This window comes from Gymnodinialimonas mytili (assembly GCF_037544085.1).
Lineage (GTDB): Bacteria > Pseudomonadota > Alphaproteobacteria > Rhodobacterales > Rhodobacteraceae > Gymnodinialimonas > Gymnodinialimonas mytili.
In genome coordinates this window covers 59,309-76,432 of the sequence record NZ_JBBIFW010000001.1, presented here as the reverse complement: position 1 = coordinate 76,432, position 17,124 = coordinate 59,309, and the positions used below count along the sequence as shown (strand labels likewise).

Below are 17,124 nucleotides of genomic sequence, written 5' to 3'. Positions count from 1 at the left end.
CCTCGAACGCCTCTGGCAAATGCCTATGACCGGAATGTCTCCGCCGGGTGATCAGGCATGGGCGCGGCGCAGGCGATGTCCGAAGCGATGCCAGCGGGGTGACCAGGCGCTGTCGATCCAGGTCCCGCCCAGGCGGCGCGTCTGCGCGCCGGTGCCGAGTTTGAACCGGGTCAGGCCGGGCGCTTGGGCGGCATCGGCCGATCCAAGGTCGATCTGATCCGTGCCCATGGATTGTAGATCCACCATGGCTCGCCACATCAGCACCGGCCCTGCGGAGACCTTGCGCCCGTCTTCATTGCTCCATCCGATTTGGTAGGTCGCCTTCGCCCCATGGCGCAGGAACACCATCGCAGCGACTTTTTGACCGTGCCGATAGGCGGTGAAGATCTGACCCGCGCCCGGCGCCTGGGCGATCATCGCACAGATCAGCGCGGGGGGCAGCGGGCGATAGCCCAGCTTTCGGGCCTGTCGCGCCTCTGCCGCAAAGATCCAATGGCGCGGATCGGGGGGCAGGGGGCGGCGGCGGATCACCAGCCCCTGGCCCAGCCCGTGGCGCAGCCGGTTGCGCCATTTCCCGCCAAGCCGCGCGGCCATCAGATCTGTTGACGGGTCGAGCGGCAGCTCCGCCACGACACGGGCGGAGGCGAGTTTGACAAACCCGCTCGCCCGCAGCGCATCGGCATCCCCTTCGGTTTCCGCATTGATCACCAGGTGCTGCAAGCCAAGCGCGGATCGCAAGCCCCGTGCGGTGTCGGGCGTCAGGCGCAGATCGGCGCGGGAGATCATGCCGACCGTGCCCAGAACCGGCCAGCAGCGGCGCATCACCAAAGCCTGGGTTTCCCCGATCTGCGCGACTTTTCCGTCGGAACCGAGCAAGTCCAAAGCCCCGCGCCAGAGCGCGCTCTGCTGAAGGCTTCTTTGCGCCAGGGGGCGGGTCGCGGGGGGTGCGGGGAGATCGGATGCAAAATCGAACATAGCGCGAACATGCGCGCGAATCGGTCAATTTTGAGTTAAGCAAGACCACCGCGGCCCCTAAACCCTATGTCAGGGGCCGCGGCGGCTGGTTAGTCGGCCAAAACCACCAGAGCATGGCGCTTTTTCCCGGCGCTCAGCTTGATTGGTTCCGCCAGATCGGCGGCTGTGACCATCAGGCCCGCATCCGACAGCCCCGCATCGTTCAACCGCGCGCCGCCTTCGGAAATCAGGCGCTTGGCCTCTTTGCCAGAGCCCGCCAGACCGGACCGCGTAATCAACTGAACGATGGAAATGCCGTCGCCGATATCCCCCGCGCTGAGCGTCAGGGTCGGCAGATCATCCCCGGTGCCGCCCTTCTCGAACACCTCGCGGGCCGTGGCCTCCGCAGCAGCCGCAGCATCGGCCCCGTGCAGCAGGGTCGTGACTTCGCGGGCCAAGATGATCTTGCCCTCGTTGATTTCAGAACCCTGCAACGCGCCGAGCCGGTCACATTCCGCAACCGGCAGCTCGGTATAGAGTTTCAGGAACCGGCCCACATCGGCATCGGTCGTGTTGCGCCAGAACTGCCAGAACTCATAGGGGCTGAGCATGTCTGCATTCAGCCACACCGCGCCGCCCTGGCTTTTGCCCATCTTGCGCCCGTCCGAGGTGGTCAGAAGCGGCGTGGTCAGGCCGAAGATCTCAGTCTCCAGCACGCGGCGCGTCAGATCGATCCCGTTGACGATATTCCCCCATTGATCGCTGCCGCCCATCTGCAACAGGCAGCCATGGCGGCGGTTCAACTCAAGGAAATCATAGGCCTGCAGGATCATGTAGTTAAATTCCAGGAAGCTGAGGCTCTGTTCCCGGTCGAGGCGCGATTTCACGGACTCAAAGCTGAGCATCCGATTGACCGAAAAGTGCCGCCCGATATCCCGCAGGAAATCGAGGTAGTTCAGGCCATCGAGCCATTCGGCATTGTTCATCATCTGCGCGGCGGGGGTTTTGCCTGCCGTGTCATAATCCAAATAGCGGTCAAAAACCTTCTGCATCCCGGCGATATTCGCATCGATCTGTTCAGGGCCCAGCAAGGGGCGTTCGTCAGACCGGAAAGACGGGTCGCCCACCTTGGTCGTGCCGCCACCCATCAGCGTGATCGGGCGATTGCCGGTCTTTTGCCACCAGCGCAGCAGCATCACGTTCAGCAAATGCCCGACATGCAACGACTGCGCCGTGGCATCATAGCCGATATAGCACGTCACCGGCCCTTGCAGCAGGCGCTCATCCAAGCCTTGCAAATCGGTGCAATCGGCCAGAAAGCCCCGCTCGATGATAATGCGGAGAAAGTCGGATTTGGGCTGGTAGGTCATGGTGCGTCCAGGCAAATGTGAGGCGAGGGAGGGTCTAGCGGCAATGGCAGGCAAGGAAAAGGGGCCGATCTGGGCGGCAGGGACAATGTCGGGCACATCGATGGATGGCGTCGATGTGGCGGTGATCGAAACCGATGGCGTGGAGCTCTGCGGCATCGGCCCGGCCTGGTCGGTGGAGTACAAAGATACGGATCGGGCCGTGTTGCAGCGTGCCTTGGGCGCCTGGCCCGGTGAGGCACCTGTGGCGGCAGCGGCGGATCTGGTTTTGCGGGCCCATGTCGCGGCGATGGTCGAACTGCCGGAGGTGGCCGTGGTCGGATTCCATGGCCAGACGCTGGCCCATGACCCGACCGGGCGCCGCACACATCAGGCAGGCGATGGTGCAGCTTTGGCCGAGGCGCTGGGCCGTCAGGTCGTTTGGGATTTTCGAAGCGCCGATATGGGATTGGGCGGGCAGGGCGCGCCGTTGGCGCCGTTCTATCATTGGGCCTGCGCGCGCTGGATCGGCGCGGCGGGGCCTGTGGCGTTTCTGAACCTCGGCGGTGTGGGCAACATCACTTGGGTCGATCCTGCTGCGCCGTGCCCAGAGGCGCCCGGCGCCTGCCTGGCCTTCGATACTGGCCCGGCCAATGCGCCCATTGACGATATCATGCTGGCCCGTGATTTGGGGCGCTTTGACGACGGGGGAGCGTTGGCCGGGCGCGGGCAGGTGGACGGCGCGGTGCTGCAGCGGATCTTGGAGCGTCCTTATTTCGATGCCCGCCCGCCGAAATCACTCGACCGCGATGCCTTCGCCGATCTGGGGGCGGCCACGCAAGATCTGTCCGACGCCGATGCCGTGGCTACCGCAACCGCCTGCGCGGCAGGGGCCGTGGCGCGGGGCTTGCCGCATTTGCCCGGGCGCCCGACTCACATCCTTGTCACAGGCGGCGGACGGCGCAACGCGACGTTGATGGCGATGCTGGCAGAGGCGACTGGCGTGCCCGCCCGCCCGGTTGAGGAGGTGGGGCTCGACGGGGACGCGTTGGAGGCGCAGGCCTTTGCCTATCTGGCCGTGCGGGTGCTGCGCGGATTGCCGACATCCGCGCCGGGCACCACCGGCGTGGCCGCACCTGTGGGCGGGGGACAAGTCTCGCGGCCGAAAGGCGCGGTGCTGGTTTAGACTACGACTTTCGAGCGCGAGGGATTGCGCTTTGCTGCGCAAATCGCCGGGGGGCGGGCGCCCTCGCCTTCGGCTCGGGCGCCCGCGCTGCATGATCCACATGTTTTGTGCGGGTGAGCCATGTCTGAGGGGGCTCTGCCCCCGGCTTCGCCTCCCCCGGAGTTTTTTGCCAAGATGAAAAAGGGAGCTGGGCTGTAAGTGTTTTGGGGCGGGAGATGAGGGCCGACGATAGATTGTTGTTGGATGGCAGCGCATGTGTCGTCGTCCCAGCGGGTGGAGAGGTCTCGGTGTGACCCAGCGCTGGCAACTCTCCGTCGCGACGAAGCAGAGCCAAGCGTCGCTGGACAGCCACAAGTTGATAGAGGCTCTAGTCAGCCGGGATGTCGAAGCCTGGCTCGGCCAGGGTAAAGCCGTCGAAGGTGAAGCCCGGCGACACGGTGCAGGAGACCAGCGTGAAGGCGCCGGTCGTGCGCGCGGCTTGCCAATAGCCCTCAGGTACAATCAGCTGCGGCGCCCCGATGGTCAGGTCCGGTGTCAGCATATGCGTCACGGCCGGCCCGGCATCGCCCTTAGCCATCCGCAACTCCAACGGCGCGCCGGAATGGTAGAGCCAGATTTCCGTCGCATCGACCTTGTGCCAATGGCTTGCCTCCCCTGTCTTCAAGAGGAAGTAGATGCAGGTCCCGGAGGGGCGCCCCGGACCTGATGACGCCCAGGTTTGCCTATAATGGCCCCCCTCGGGGTGGGGGGTAAGTCCGAGCGTTTCGATGATTTGGTCAGGATCCAACACGGCGCACGTTCCCTCATTCCTGCGTTCTGCAAAGTATGGTCCGCAGACATTGCGGCTGGCCAGTCACAACCGACATCAGCAGCGGAGCGTCGCGGGCGCCCTCGGCGATTTGCGCAGCAAAGCGCAATCCCTGTTGCCCTTGACGTCCCGTGACCAGCTAAAACCGACATCAGACGGCAGAGAGAACGCAAAACGCCGCCCGGGTCTGGGCGGCGTCTGTCACGCTTGGCGCGGGGATCACTCTGCGGCGCGGTCGGGCGTTGCGGGGCTGTCCGCAGCGTTCTCAACACTAGGCGGCGCCTTGGGCGCCTCCAAGCTCGGCGCCGCCGCCCCGTTCTTGCGGTTGGTCATCGCGGAATCCGCCAGACCCGCAACGCCGTTCTCCAGGCTCAGGCCCAATTCATCGCCGAGCGCGCGCAGGGCTGGCATCTGCACCGCCATGCCCATGATCGAATCGAGCGCCTGGTTCACGACCGGCTTGTCGCCATCGCCGCCGCCCGCAGCGCCGCCATTGGCGCCGCCCAAGCCACCGACCTGGTGGATCTTGATCGAGTCGATCTTTTCGACCGGCTTGACCATCTGCTCCATGATGCCGGGGATTGCGTCGATGCGGGCCATGTCGACCTTCATCGCGACGATCTGTTCGGACAGCGCATTTTCGGCCTCGGTGATGGCGCGCGTGCCTTCGGCTTCGGCCAGCATGTCCTTCTTCTTGGCATCCGCCCGGATCGAGATCGCATCGGCTTCGGCCTGAGCCTCTTCGCGGCGGGCCTCGGCGCGGTCGGCGGCGGCGGCTTTCTCGGCCTCGGCTTCCACCCGCACGCGGGTTGCGGCGCGCTCGGCCTCTCGCGTCGCTTCGATCAGGGCGATCTGCTTCACGCGTTCGGCTTCGGCCACCTCGCGGGCGGTCGCAACCGCCTCGGTCGCCTTGGTCGCTTCGGCGCGGGCCAGATCCGCCGAAGCACGCGCGCGGCTTTCTTCCTCGGATTTCTGCTGGATGATGATCTGGCGTTCCTGCTCGGCCACCTCCAGCTCGCGCTCCTTGGTGATCTCGGCATCGCGGATATTGCGCTCGCGTGCGATCTCTGCGGCGCGAACCTGTTCTTCGCGAGCAATCCGGGCGCGTTCCGACTCGCGAACCGAATCTTCGCGACGCAGCGCGATCTCGGCCTCCTGCGCGGCCTTCATCGTTTCGATCTGCTGAACCTGCGCGATGGCCGCCTGTTCCTCATCCTGCTGGATGGCAAGCTTCTGGCGTTCGGCTTCCATGGAGGCGCGCCGCACGGCCACTTCGGCCTCGGCATCGATCTCGGCGCGTTCCTTCTTGGATTTTGCGATCACCTCGGCGAGCTTGCGCATCCCAACCGCGTTAAAGGCGTTGTTTTCATCCAGCGCCTCGAAAGGCGTCTGATCCAGTGCCGTGAGCGAGACCGATTCCAGCGACAGACCGTTCTTCGTCAGATCCTCGGACACGGTGTTTTGCACCTGCTGAACAAAGTCCGAGCGGTTTTCGTGCAATTCATCCATGGTCATCTTGGCTGCCACAGCCCGCAGACCGTCGATCAGTTTACCTTCGATCATCTCGCGCAACTGGTCGACATAGAAGGTGCGGTCGCCAAGTGTCTGGGCGGCGCGGGCAATGCCTTCTTCACTCGGCATAACGGAGACATAGAACTCTACGCCGACATCGACGCGCATCCGGTCCTGGGTGATCAGCGCCTGTTCACCATTCCGACGCACTTCCAGGCGTAGGGTTTTCATGTTCACTGGGCTGATTTCATGGAGCAGTGGGATCACAAATTGCCCGCCATCCATAATGACTTTCTTACCGCCAGCCCCGGTTTTCACCAGCGCCACCTCACGGGTGGTTCGCTTGTATAGCCGGGCCACGATCAGACCGATCAGAACAACAAGGCCAATGACGACCGCGATCATAATACCGAAGGATCCAAGAGCATCCATATGCATTTCCTTTCAAATTGTGCGCGCCGGTGAAGGGGGCTTCAGAGCGCGATGAGACGAAACCCGCCGGTCGGGCGGTGGCGCAGCACCAGAACATCCGCGCCTTGGGGGATCTCCGCGCCGTCCTGCATCGGCTCCGCGCGGAGGTAGTGAATATTGCCATAGCGATCCGTGACGCGGACCTCGGCGGGCATGCCGCGTTTCGCCGTACCTTGCGTGATAGTCCCGCGGCGGCGATTGAGCGTGCGCGTTGATACCGCCTGCGTTTCAGTTTTCGGCAGCACGCGTGCGAACACTGCGCCAAACCGACCCGTGAACCACAGCGCGCCAATGCCGCAGGGCACGATGGCCAGCGAGGCCGGCAAAGGATTGCCGAAAACCTGAACCGCCAAAGCCTGCAAACCCACGCCCGATATGCCAAACGCCGCCAGAAGGGTCGCCAGCCAGATCAGCATCGGCATCTTGCCCAGGCCCAGCCAGCTGGTCGGGCCGGTCGGCGCGGTGCCCGGCGTTTGAACCGCGACATCCTCACCCAATTCCAACTCGAACTCCGTGGCATCCACATCGAGCCCGTCGAAATCGACCTCCAGATCAAAATCCATATCTGGTCCGCCCGGCAGATCGATATCGATCTCCGTATCCGGCCCGTCGCCAATCAGCGATCCGCCGACGGCAAGCAGGGCCAGCTCAAGGGCCAAAAGACCCAAAAGCAGCGCAATGGAAAAGGCAAAGGGCACGTATGGCCCTGACATGAGTGTGTCGAGCATCGCTTTCGCTTTAATTGTATACTGGTGTATACAGCAGATAGGTCCTCACGGACATGTTACAAGGGGTCGGTGCCGGAAATGCCCGGGTTTCATGACCAATTTATGGCATCTGGCGCCCTGTGTCAGGTAGGGGAAGCTGCCACTGGCAAATGCAGCGAAACAACGGTTCCGTCGGGTCCGGAGACCAGATCCAGCGAGCCGCCCGATTGCTCGGAAAAGCCTTTAACCATTGGTAAACCCAGGCCCGATCCCTGGCCCACCGGCTTGGTGGTGAAAAACGGTTCCAATGCGCGGGCTTGGGTCTCTGCATCCATGCCCGGGCCGTCATCGGCGACCGACAGGCACAGATGGTGCAGATTGCCGCCCCGCAGGCGGGTGGCGGCGGGTGCAGTGGCAGGGCCGGGCCACAGCTCGGCGCTCAGCGTAATGGTGCCGCGTCCCGCCATCGCGTCGCGTGCGTTGAGGATCAAGTTCAGCAAAGCCGAGCTGAGCTGATCGGGATCCGCCAGGATGTAGTGCCGACCGGGGGCGACCTGGCGTATCACCGTGATCGACTCCGGCAAAAGACGCCGTGCCATCGCGGCAATCTCGTCGATCACTGCGCCCGCCTCCAGCACCTGTGCTTCCAGGGGCGCGCGGCGCGCAAAGGCGAGCAATTGCGCCACCAGACCCGCCGCGCGCTTGCCCGCCTGCTGCGCCTCACCCACCAGGGCGTGCCGCTCTGCGCTGTCGGGCACCACGTGATACAGCTCCAGGCTGCCTTGAAGAACGGTCAGGATATTGTTGAAATCATGGGCAATTCCACCGGAAAGGCGGCCAATTGCCTCCATCTTCTGCGCCTCGACCCCGCGCTGCGCGGCCTGCCGCAACTCTTGCCGAGTGCGGCGGTTGGTGATCAGTGCCAGCGTGTAATAGCCCCCCACAATCGACCCAAGCATGATCATGATCGCCTGGGCGACAACATCGTCGACCCCAGGCACATAGAATGCCAGCGCCATGGCAAGGCAGGACCAGATCAGGGCGATATCGAAGCAATGCACTGGCCGGGGCGGTTCATCGCGATAGATGACAAAGACCGCCAAGGCGAGGGCACCCAACGTGCCGCAAAAGGCCAGCGTCGGATCGCCGGAAGCGATCAGCGACAGCGGCAGCGACACGTAGATTGCGGTCGAGGTCATATAGGCGCCTATGCCGATCACATAGGTCAAGCGCCGCTCTGGCGTGGCGGATCGCAAGACGTTGAAGGTGATGACTTGCGTCGAGAAGTAGGCCAGCGCCCAGATCGGCCCGTAGATCCAACCCGCATAATACAAGATTCCCACCGCGCAGATCATGATCGCCGCGCTGCGGATGGCAAATTCAATAGGATTGCCGAATTCCGACCACCAGAGGCGCTCCAAGTCAGGCATATCCTCCAACCGGCGGTCGGGGCGTGTCGACGATGAGGCGCGCATGCGTGCGGGGCACCTAACGTTTGTAAGTATGCCTCCATCCTAGCCGTGGGAATGGGCCCCTGTCAGCCCCAAGACCGGACAGGGGCGCCAAGAATTAGCCGCGCAGGATCGATTTACCTGCGTAGACAGCACTGTCTTCCAGCTGTTCTTCAATCCGGATCAGCTGGTTGTACTTGGCCAGCCGGTCCGACCGGGCCAGAGAGCCGGTTTTGATCTGCCCGCAATTCGTCGCGACGGCCAGATCGGCGATGGTGGCGTCTTCGGTCTCGCCCGAGCGGTGCGACATCACGCAGGTATAGCGGGAGCGATGCGCCAACTCGACGGCCTCCAAAGTCTCGGTCAGGGTGCCGATCTGGTTGACCTTCACCAGAAGCGAGTTTGCCGCGCCTTTCTCGATCCCTTCGGCCAGGCGCTCAGGGTTGGTCACGAACAGATCGTCGCCCACCAGTTGCACCTTGCCGCCAAGCGCCTCGGTCAACATGCCCCAACCGGCCCAATCATCCTCGTCACAGCCATCTTCGATGCTGAGGATCGGGTAATCGTTCACCAGCGCCTCAAGATAGCGCACATTCTCTTCGGGGCTGAGCGATTTGTCTTCGCCTGCAAAGACATAGGCGCCGTCCTTAAAGTATTCCGTGGCGGCGCAATCCAGCGCCAGCATGATGTCGTCGCCCGGCGTGTAGCCTGCTTTCTCGATGCTTTTCAGGATGAAATCCAGCGCATCGCGGGTCGAGGACAGGTTGGGCGCGAAGCCGCCCTCATCGCCGATCCCGGTGCTGAGACCCGCGGCCGACAGCTCTTTTTTCAGCGTGTGGAACACTTCCGAGCCCATACGCACGGCCTCCGCAATCGAACTCGCGGCGACGGGCATGATCATGAATTCCTGAATGTCGATCGGGTTGTCGGCATGTTCGCCGCCATTGATGATATTCATCATCGGCACCGGCAGAACCCGCGCCTGGGTGCCGCCCACATAGCGGTAGAGCGGTTGCGCGGTGAAGTCAGCGGCGGCCTTCGCGGTCGCGAGCGACACGCCCAGGATTGCATTTGCGCCCAGCCGAGCCTTGTTGTCGGTGCCGTCCAACTCGCACATGGCCATGTCGATGGCGACTTGCTCGGTCGCGTCGAAGCCCAGCAGCGCTTCGGCAATCTCGCCATTCACGGCGGCGACGGCCTCTTGCACACCTTTGCCCATATAGCGCGCCGCATCGCCATCACGCTTTTCGACGGCCTCATAGGCCCCGGTCGAGGCGCCCGAAGGCACAGCGGCGCGGCCCTGCGTGCCGTCCTCCAGCGTGACGTCGACTTCGACGGTGGGATTGCCGCGACTGTCGAGGATCTCGCGCGCATGGATATCGAGGATCAGGCTCATGATAAGGTCTCTCCGCTGCCAAGTTAGGGGCGCTATAGCACCGGCTTGGCCAGGATCGAACCCCCTTTGCGCTAACAAATGTTAGCGGTAACGTCGCAGCGCAGCCTACGCGGTGCTCCGCCGCTCGCGGAACAGGGTGTAAAGCCCGGTCGCAATCACGATGCCAGCGCCGATCAGGGTCAAGGCATCGGGGCGTTCGTCAAAGACATAGAAGGCCAGGATCAAGGCGAAGATCAGCCGGGTGTAGCGGAATGGCGTCACGGCGGCGATTTCGCCCACGCGCATCGCCGCGGTGATCGCGTAATAGGCGATCAGGATGAAGGTCAGCGCGCCGCCAAGCAACAGCGTCAGGTTCCCGTCGGGCAGAACCGGGGCGCCCTGGAACACCAGCATCGTAACACCCGCCACGCCCGCGGCCACAAAGCCCCAGGCCGTCAGCAACAGCGTTGAAACCTTGCGCGGGATGACACGGGTCGCCAGGTCGCGCCCGGTCAGCCCGATGGCGGCGCCCAGGGCCCACAAGCTGTTGATGTCAAAGCCTTCAAAGCCGGGGCGGACGATCACCAGCACTCCAAAAAGGCCGATCATGATTGCCGCCCATCGCCGCCAGCCCACGCTCTGGCCCATGAACAGCGCGGCCCCCAGCGTCACCAGCAGCGGATTGGCCTGAATGATCGCCGATAGCAGTGACAGGTCGATCAGCGACAGCGCCACGATGAAACAGACAGTGGCGACAACCTCAGAGCCGAGACGGAAGATAAACGGCGCGGTGAACAGGTCAGGATCGACCACCTTTTCACCCTTCAGCGCGGCCCAGGTGCCAAAGATCAGCGCCCCGCCAAGGCCAAAGATTGCAATGACTTGCCCAACCGGAAGCGCCCCTAAGGTGAGTTTGATGAAGGTGTCGGCCAGGGCAAAACCCAGCATGGCCAGGGTCATCCAGCCCATCCCCTTCAAATTGTCCATATTAGCGTCCTTGTCGGTTCGGGGCACGGCGCCGCGGTAAGGCGATGGCAATCATTTGCCCGTAACGCTGGGATCGTATGAGTGACGGGGTTAAGCCATGGCCAAGGCTGATATCGCAGTGATCGATCAACCTGTCGAGGGGTTCGACGCCGACGATCTGTTCTTCTCGCGCACCGATCCGCGCGGCGTCATTCAAAGCTGCAATTCGGTCTTTCTGCGCCTGTCGGGCTATGGGCGATCCGAGGTGATTGGCGCACCACATAAGATTATCCGCCATCCCGATATGCCACGCGCCGTGTTCAGCCTGATGTGGCAAAGGTTGAAAGCGGGCGCGCCCTTTGCCGGCTACGTCAAGAACCGCGCCGAGGACGGGCGGTATTACTGGGTTTTCGCCGTTGCGGTTGAGATGGGCGATAGCCTGGTCTCGGTCCGCCTGAAACCCGGCAGCGCGACCTTGGACAAGGTGGCTGTGATCTACCGGGATCTGCGCAAGCACGAATTGTCGGCGGATATCACACCCAAAGACAGCGCGGCGCGTCTGCAGGCGATGACGGTCGATCTGGGGTTCGCTAGCTATGAGGAATTTGCCGCGGATGCCTTATCGAGCGAAATGCAACATCGCCAAAGCGCGTTGGACCGGGTGCCGGATTCGGGCTTGGCGAGCTATGCGGATATCGCCGCAGCGTTGAAGCGGATGGATGTGGCAATGGCCAATGTGGTCAATCTGCTGCGGTGGATCAAAGGCTCTCCGACCAATCTGGCGATCCAGGGTGGGCGCCTGCAGAAGGGCGCGGAAACGCTCAAGGTCATCGCGCAGAATTATGCGTCGCTGGCCAATGAAATCGAACATGTCATCGGGCAATTGCAATCGGCCATGACAGGGCTGCGCCACACGGCCCAGGCCGGTCGGCTTGGCTATTGCGCACGCGGATTGCTAAGCGAGGCGATCCCGCGTTTCGCCCGGGAACAGGCCGAGCAGGTCGCCGAGCACGGACAGATCGCCGCCGACCCCGCGCAGGAGGATCGGCGCATGACCATCGCCCTGGGCGACTTTGAACAGCAGATGACGGAGAGCCACAAAAAGGTCGTCGCACAGAATCGTCGGTTTTCCGATGTGATGGCCAATCTCAAGCGGGTGGGGTCAGGTCTGGCCATGACCCGCGTGATGTGCCGGATCGAGGCGGCGCAGATCGTTGGCGATGCCGGGGGCATCCATGAGATCGGTGAACAATTGAACCGGTTTCAGATCGATCTGGGCACGGAACTCGATGCGCTGCTGTCGGATTGCAAGCGCATCGATGGTGCGCTGACGGCGCTGGGCCGTCGCGACACGGCCAGCTTGGCGGCCTAGCCCTATTTCTTCAACGGAACCCCGTAAAGCTCCAGGCGATGACCCTTCAGCTTGTAGCCCAGCTTGGCCGCGATCTTTTCCTGGAGCGCTTCGATGTCGGGGTCGACAAACTCGATCACTTCCCCGGAATTCATGTCGATCAGGTGGTCATGGTGGTCGCGCTCGGCATCCTCATACCGGGCGCGGCCATCGCCGAATTCCAGCTTGTCTAGGATGCCGGCCTCTTCGAACAATTTTACCGTCCGGTAGACCGTCGCGATAGAGATCCTCGGATCCACGCCGCTGGCCCTGGAATACAGCTCTTCGACATCGGGATGATCGTCCGACTCAGCCAGAACCTGCGCGATGACGCGGCGCTGTTCCGTCATGCGCAACCCTTTTTGCGCGCAGCGGTCCTCAATCGTGTCGCTCATCCTGGCCCTCTTACCTCGCCCGCGCTCTGATCTAAGGGATTCCCACGCCCGGATAAAGACCGGCCGGGCGCGAGGAGGGCAGAGGCCTTAATGGCGTCCGCCACCGATCACGGTACTGCCGACACCCTTGCCACCACCCGATGCGATGGGGCGCGTATAGGGATCGTCATTGGCCTGCTTTTCCCAGGGCGCATCGGGTTCGGCGCCGTAATGGCCCGACATCCGGCGCTGCACATGGCCACGGGCGCGCTCATCGACGCCCAAGGCGGCGGCAAGATCTTCGGCAAAGCGGCGCTCGGCTGCGCTGTCCACATCGATGGCCGACATCGCCGCCGCAAAGATCTGCGCCCGCAGGCCGGGATGGTCGGGCACGTCACGCGCGAAGTCGTAGGGATCGATTTGCGCGGCCATTTCCGCTTCAACAAATTGCCGCTCGCGCGCGTCCAAATCGCCCAACCGGCCCAACAGAGCCTGCCGTTCGGCACCGTCGATCCGCCCATCGGCCTTGGCGGCCATGATCATCGCGCGGATCATCAGGCCCGCCATCGCCTCTTCATCGGCGGTGGGGACGTCGTCGGGTTCGCGCCCATTGCGCAGAGCTTCGTTCAGCCGCCGCCCAAACGCTGGCGTCTGACCGGACCCGCCGCCCAGCAAACCGCCCAAGAGGCCACCCGCGGCCCCGCGGCCCAGCATCCCGCCCAAGCCGCCTAACGCGCCAGAGCCGCCAAATTCTTCCAACAGGTCACCCAGTCCGCCGCCACGGGTCCGATTGCCGCCCAGAAGGGCGCCCAGATCGGCGCCGCCACGGCCACGCATCTCGTCCAACAGACCGCCACCGCCGCGCTCGCGGGACCGGTCGGACAGCGCTTGCGCGCCTTTTGTCGCTGCAACGCCGACAGCGACGGCGGCCAAGGTTCTCAATAGGCTCATGATGGCTCCTCCCACGGATCATGTTTTGCGCCTGGACCATGCCAGGTCAGTGCCCGTGCCCGAAAGGGGAACAGGACAGACAGCGCCGCAAAACGTTCAAGTGCCGCAGAAGGTCTGCGTCACAACCTCGTCCTCCTCGGGCCCGGCCTGCAGATCGAGGATATCGGCCCGGTCGGTGAACGGATCGCTCAGGGCCTCATTCAGCCGGTGGAACGGGCCGAAATCACCCGCGACAGCCGCCTGGATCGCCTGTTCGACGCTGTGATTGCGGGGGATCAGCGCCGGGTTGACGGCCTGCATCGCGGTGACACGCGCGAGCTCATCGCGGTGTTCTTCGGCTAGCCGCGCCTGCCAGGCCTCAAACCATGGGCCAAAGACCCGTGGCGCGCGGAACTCCGCCTCGGCGAGGGCTGGATTGGGGCCCGACAAGGCGCGGAACACGCGGGTGAAGTCGCCACCACCCTGGGCCATGCGATCCAGCAGATCAAAGGCGAGCGCTGCATCCTCCTCGCGGTCCTCCGCCAGGCCCAGCTTGCGCCGCAGCACGCCGTGCCAAGCGGCATCGAAGCGTTCGGCAAAGCCATTCACCGCCTCGGTAAAGCGTTCGATGGCCGCGTCGCGATCAGGCATCAGCGGCAAAAGCGCGGTTGCCAATTGAGCCAGGTTCCAGGCCGCGATCTGCGGTTGGTTGGCAAAGGCATAGCGCCCGAATTGATCGATGGAGGAGAAGAAGGTTTCGGGATGGTAGACATCCATGAAGGCGCAGGGGCCATAATCAATGGTTTCGCCCGACAGTGTCATATTATCGGTGTTCATCACACCATGGATAAAGCCCACCCCCATCCATCGCGCGACCAGATCCGCTTGCGCGCCGATGACCGCTTCCAGCAAGCCGCTTGGCCCGTCGGCATCGGGATAATGGCGGGCGATTGTGTGATCGGTCAGGGCTTGCAAGGCCTCCACATCCCGGCGAGCGGCGAAGAATTGGAACGTGCCCACGCGGATATGGCTGGCGGCGACGCGGGTCAGGACAGCGCCCGGCATGGCCCGTTCGCGCAGCACGGTTTCGCCCGTGGTGACGGCGGCCAGCGCACGCGTGGTGGGGATGCCAAGGGCGGCCATCGCCTCGGACAGGATGTATTCGCGGATCACCGGGCCGACCCAGGCGCGCCCATCGCCCATGCGCGAATAAGGTGTTTGGCCCGCCCCTTTCAACTGGATGTCGAACCGCGCGCCATCGGGCGCCACGACCTCGCCCAGCATGACCGCGCGGCCGTCGCCCAATTGCGGGGACCAGCCGCCGAATTGGTGCCCGGCATAGACCTGGGCCAGGGGGGTAGCGCCGTCTGGGATGTCATTGCCCGCAAAAAGCCGTGCCTGGTCCTCTGCGCTTTCGGGCAGGGTCAGCCCCAATCGCTCGGCCAGCCCATGATTGACCGCGATCAGGCCAGGGGCGGCCACCTCCGCCGGGTTTTGGCGGGTGTAGAACCGCGTGGGCAGGCGAGCATAGGAATTGTCGAAGGGGAATTGCGCGGTCATGGGTCTTCCTGCGTTGCTGTCCCAGATGTAGTCGCCGGGACAGGGACTTGCCAGGGTCAGCGCGGCGGCAGCGGCACGCGCAGGTCGATCTGCACCGGTTGCGCCATGCCAAGCGTGTCGGGCGTGACCCTGCCTTCGATACGTAGCCGCAGCCAGGCGTCGGACAGATCGCTCTGCGTGATCCGCAGATCGCCGGGCCGCCCATGGTAATCCGCATCCATGCCGAGTTGGTCCAGCGACAGCGTGTCGATCTGCCAAGCGCCGCCCTCGATCTGGCGTAGCGTGACGGTCAAATGCGGTGGCAGCGGAAAGCGCAGATGCAATTGCGCGAATTGGGCTTGGAGACCGCCATCTTCCTGCCAGAGAACCAAGGGCGGGCCGGGCAGGGCGAGGTCGGTGGCCAGGAACAGGATGTGGTCGGGCAGGGTGATCTCGGCGCTGCCGGGCTCCTGCGCGGCGGCGCCATGGGCCAGAATGGCCAGCACGAGGCTCAGGCTAGAGCCGCGCAATCCGGTCCACGAGCAGGGCAAAGAACCCCTCCGCATCCACATCGCCCAGGAACAGCGCATTGGGCGCGCGGTCGGTCACGCCCCACCAATCGGCAACGGTCATACCGCGGGTCAGTTCGGACCGCAGTTCGATCTCGACATTCACGCGGCGGCCCGAAAACAATTCGGGCTTCAGCAGATAGGCGATCACGCAGGGGTCATGGAGCGGCGCGCCTGGGCTGCCATACTTCTCCTTATCGAACCGTTCGAAGAAATCGGTCCAGGCCGCGACCATCGTTCCGGCCTCACTCCCCATATCGCGAAATGCCTGCACGCGCGGCGCCGTCGTCAGGGCCTTATGGGTCACATCCAGCGGATGGAACACGATATCGCAGCCGGATTTCATCACGATATCAGCAGCTTCGGGATCGACGTAAATGTTGAACTCCGCGGCGGGTGTGATGTTGCCCACCTGGAAATAAGCGCCGCCCATCAGCACGACTTGTTGCACCCGTTCCACGATATCGGGCGCGCGTTGGAATGCGGTGGCGATGTTGGTCAGCGGCCCCAAAGGACAGAGCGTCACGCTGCCAGCGGGTTCCTCGCGCAACGTGTCGATGATGAAATCGATGGCATGCCCCGGTTGCAACGGCATTGTCGGATCGGGCAATTGCGGCCCGTCCAGCCCGGTTTTGCCATGCACATGTTCGGCGGTCACCAATTTGTGCCGCAATGGCCTGTCGCAGCCCGCAAAAACCTTGATATCAGGGCGTTTCGCCAATTCGCACACGATGCGCGCATTGCGTGCGGTCAGGTCCAGCGGCACATTGCCCGCCACCGCGGTGACCCCCAGCACCTCAAGCTCAGGCGATGCGAGCGCTAACAGAATGGCCACGGCATCATCCTGTCCGGGGTCGGTATCGATTATGATGCGGCGCGGCATAGAGGTCTCCGGTTCGTTGCAAGCCTGCATCTGACCCAGCGTTGAGGCAAGATGCAAGGTCACGATTCTGGGGCGGTGGACTATCCGCGACGGGCCACCGCGCTGTCGCGCAAATTTGCCCGGCGATCTTGACCTGCCCGGCGCGTCATCGCATGTGAGGGGCATGCGATTTCTACTCTACGCCGTCGTTGCGCTTGCGCTCGTGTTTTTGGCCTTCGCGGTCTATGTCCGGTTCGCTCCGATCGATGCGGAGGGCCAGCATGTGGACCCGGCTGAGGTCGTGCCGCCCGGTACGCCCAATTTCGCGCGGATGGCAGGCCCCAACGGCTCGCAGGTCTCGGCGCAGCCAGATGTTGTCGGCGAGCGCATCGCCGCGCTGGCAGAAGCGGAGGGGGCTGAGATTTTGGCAGGCTCCATCGCAGACCGCCACATCACGTATGTGGTGCGCACGCCCGTCATGCGCTATCCCGATATCGTGACGCTGCGCTGGGTGGCCGAGGCGCCGGGCACGCGGGTCGATATCTATTCACGGTCGATTTACGGCATGAACGATCTGGGCGCCAATACGGTTCGGGTGCAGCAATGGCTGACCGCCTTGCATGGGGACGAATCTTAGCGAGCATTGCGCCGTTTCGCCTTTGCCGCCGCCCCTTGTCGCCACTG

At 63.7% G+C, this 17,124-nt stretch carries 16 protein-coding genes; 3 read left to right on the top strand and 13 right to left on the bottom strand.

Translation table 11 applies throughout. The features are described 5' to 3' along the window. Nucleotides 1-51: 51 nt before the first annotated feature. Both V8J82_RS00390 and tyrS read right to left on the bottom strand, forming a co-directional pair. Nucleotides 52-876, bottom strand: a complete 825-nt coding sequence (locus V8J82_RS00390) for a GNAT family N-acetyltransferase (RefSeq protein WP_339970959.1) — start codon at nucleotides 874-876, stop codon at nucleotides 52-54. Between the two features lie 188 nt (nucleotides 877-1,064). After that, a complete protein-coding gene (gene tyrS / locus V8J82_RS00385) occupies nucleotides 1,065-2,324 on the bottom strand; it encodes a tyrosine--tRNA ligase (RefSeq protein ID WP_339970957.1) in 1,260 nt (419 codons plus the stop codon). A 43-nt stretch (nucleotides 2,325-2,367) separates the two neighbouring features. On the opposite strand from tyrS, the gene V8J82_RS00380 reads away from it, so the two are divergent. After that, a complete protein-coding gene (locus V8J82_RS00380) occupies nucleotides 2,368-3,486 on the top strand; it encodes an anhydro-N-acetylmuramic acid kinase (protein ID WP_339970955.1) in 1,119 nt (372 codons plus the stop codon). A 367-nt stretch (nucleotides 3,487-3,853) separates the two neighbouring features. Here V8J82_RS00380 and V8J82_RS00375 read toward each other — a convergent pair whose 3' ends face one another. The 6 genes from V8J82_RS00375 to V8J82_RS00350 all read right to left on the bottom strand — a co-directional run bounded on the left by V8J82_RS00375 (nucleotide 3,854) and on the right by V8J82_RS00350 (nucleotide 10,797). Further along, nucleotides 3,854-4,273: a cupin domain-containing protein gene (locus tag V8J82_RS00375; protein WP_339970952.1), complete on the bottom strand. Its 420-nt coding sequence runs from the start codon at nucleotides 4,271-4,273 to the stop codon at nucleotides 3,854-3,856. A gap of 240 nt (nucleotides 4,274-4,513) precedes the next feature. Continuing rightward, a complete protein-coding gene (locus V8J82_RS00370; protein WP_339970950.1) occupies nucleotides 4,514-6,238 on the bottom strand; it encodes a flotillin family protein in 1,725 nt (574 codons plus the stop codon). 41 nt (nucleotides 6,239-6,279) lie between these two features. Continuing rightward, nucleotides 6,280-7,005 carry an OB-fold-containig protein gene (locus V8J82_RS00365; RefSeq protein ID WP_339970948.1) on the bottom strand — a complete coding sequence of 242 codons (726 nt, stop codon included), beginning with the start codon at nucleotides 7,003-7,005 and terminating at the stop codon, nucleotides 6,280-6,282. 122 nt (nucleotides 7,006-7,127) lie between these two features. Then, the gene (locus V8J82_RS00360; RefSeq protein WP_339970946.1) at nucleotides 7,128-8,459 is read right to left on the bottom strand and encodes a sensor histidine kinase; all 1,332 of its coding nucleotides are present in this window, start codon (nucleotides 8,457-8,459) and stop codon (nucleotides 7,128-7,130) included. Nucleotides 8,460-8,553: 94 nt separating this feature from the next. Then, complete coding sequence (gene eno / locus V8J82_RS00355; protein WP_339970944.1) at nucleotides 8,554-9,831, bottom strand: phosphopyruvate hydratase; 1,278 nt, start codon at nucleotides 9,829-9,831, stop codon at nucleotides 8,554-8,556. A 105-nt stretch (nucleotides 9,832-9,936) separates the two neighbouring features. Continuing rightward, nucleotides 9,937-10,797, bottom strand: coding sequence for a DMT family transporter (locus tag V8J82_RS00350; RefSeq protein ID WP_339970942.1), 861 nt, complete (start codon nucleotides 10,795-10,797; stop codon nucleotides 9,937-9,939). A gap of 97 nt (nucleotides 10,798-10,894) precedes the next feature. On the opposite strand from V8J82_RS00350, the gene V8J82_RS00345 reads away from it, so the two are divergent. After that, nucleotides 10,895-12,148, top strand: a complete 1,254-nt coding sequence (locus V8J82_RS00345) for a PAS domain-containing protein (protein WP_339970940.1) — start codon at nucleotides 10,895-10,897, stop codon at nucleotides 12,146-12,148. A gap of 2 nt (nucleotides 12,149-12,150) precedes the next feature. Here the strand turns inward: V8J82_RS00345 and V8J82_RS00340 are convergent, their stop codons facing one another. The 5 genes from V8J82_RS00340 to V8J82_RS00320 form a co-directional block, all read right to left on the bottom strand. Continuing rightward, nucleotides 12,151-12,561 carry a Fur family transcriptional regulator gene (locus V8J82_RS00340; protein ID WP_339970937.1) on the bottom strand — a complete coding sequence of 137 codons (411 nt, stop codon included), beginning with the start codon at nucleotides 12,559-12,561 and terminating at the stop codon, nucleotides 12,151-12,153. A gap of 87 nt (nucleotides 12,562-12,648) precedes the next feature. Then, nucleotides 12,649-13,491 (bottom strand): DUF533 domain-containing protein, encoded by an 843-nt coding sequence (locus V8J82_RS00335; protein ID WP_339970935.1) that lies wholly within the window; start codon nucleotides 13,489-13,491, stop codon nucleotides 12,649-12,651. Between the two features lie 96 nt (nucleotides 13,492-13,587). Continuing rightward, the gene (locus V8J82_RS00330; protein ID WP_339970933.1) at nucleotides 13,588-15,030 is read right to left on the bottom strand and encodes a protein adenylyltransferase SelO; all 1,443 of its coding nucleotides are present in this window, start codon (nucleotides 15,028-15,030) and stop codon (nucleotides 13,588-13,590) included. 56 nt (nucleotides 15,031-15,086) lie between these two features. Next, nucleotides 15,087-15,539: a hypothetical protein gene (locus V8J82_RS00325; RefSeq protein WP_339970931.1), complete on the bottom strand. Its 453-nt coding sequence runs from the start codon at nucleotides 15,537-15,539 to the stop codon at nucleotides 15,087-15,089. Continuing rightward, nucleotides 15,526-16,461 (bottom strand): nucleoside hydrolase, encoded by a 936-nt coding sequence (locus V8J82_RS00320; protein ID WP_339970929.1) that lies wholly within the window; start codon nucleotides 16,459-16,461, stop codon nucleotides 15,526-15,528. Before V8J82_RS00320 ends, V8J82_RS00325 begins: the two co-directional genes overlap by 14 nt. Nucleotides 16,462-16,624: 163 nt before the next feature. Between V8J82_RS00320 and V8J82_RS00315 the strand changes: the two genes are divergently transcribed. After that, nucleotides 16,625-17,077, top strand: coding sequence for a DUF1499 domain-containing protein (locus V8J82_RS00315; RefSeq protein WP_339970927.1), 453 nt, complete (start codon nucleotides 16,625-16,627; stop codon nucleotides 17,075-17,077). Nucleotides 17,078-17,124: the final 47 nt, after the last annotated feature.

Bases quoted from the DNA above. Each gene is read 5' to 3' on its own strand.
- tyrS (WP_339970957.1), bottom strand. From the start codon at position 2,324: ATGACCTACCAGCCCAAATCCGACTTTCTCCGCATTATCATCGAGCGG.
- V8J82_RS00380 (WP_339970955.1), top strand. From the start codon at position 2,368: ATGGCAGGCAAGGAAAAGGGGCCGATCTGGGCGGCAGGGACAATGTCG.
- V8J82_RS00370 (WP_339970950.1), bottom strand. From the start codon at position 6,238: ATGGATGCTCTTGGATCCTTCGGTATTATGATCGCGGTCGTCATTGGC.
- V8J82_RS00365 (WP_339970948.1), bottom strand. From the start codon at position 7,005: ATGCTCGACACACTCATGTCAGGGCCATACGTGCCCTTTGCCTTTTCC.
- V8J82_RS00360 (WP_339970946.1), bottom strand. From the start codon at position 8,459: ATGCGCGCCTCATCGTCGACACGCCCCGACCGCCGGTTGGAGGATATG.
- eno (WP_339970944.1), bottom strand. From the start codon at position 9,831: ATGAGCCTGATCCTCGATATCCATGCGCGCGAGATCCTCGACAGTCGC.
- V8J82_RS00350 (WP_339970942.1), bottom strand. From the start codon at position 10,797: ATGGACAATTTGAAGGGGATGGGCTGGATGACCCTGGCCATGCTGGGT.
- V8J82_RS00345 (WP_339970940.1), top strand. From the start codon at position 10,895: ATGGCCAAGGCTGATATCGCAGTGATCGATCAACCTGTCGAGGGGTTC.
- V8J82_RS00340 (WP_339970937.1), bottom strand. From the start codon at position 12,561: ATGAGCGACACGATTGAGGACCGCTGCGCGCAAAAAGGGTTGCGCATG.
- V8J82_RS00335 (WP_339970935.1), bottom strand. From the start codon at position 13,491: ATGAGCCTATTGAGAACCTTGGCCGCCGTCGCTGTCGGCGTTGCAGCG.
- V8J82_RS00330 (WP_339970933.1), bottom strand. From the start codon at position 15,030: ATGACCGCGCAATTCCCCTTCGACAATTCCTATGCTCGCCTGCCCACG.
- V8J82_RS00320 (WP_339970929.1), bottom strand. From the start codon at position 16,461: ATGCCGCGCCGCATCATAATCGATACCGACCCCGGACAGGATGATGCC.
- V8J82_RS00315 (WP_339970927.1), top strand. From the start codon at position 16,625: ATGCGATTTCTACTCTACGCCGTCGTTGCGCTTGCGCTCGTGTTTTTG.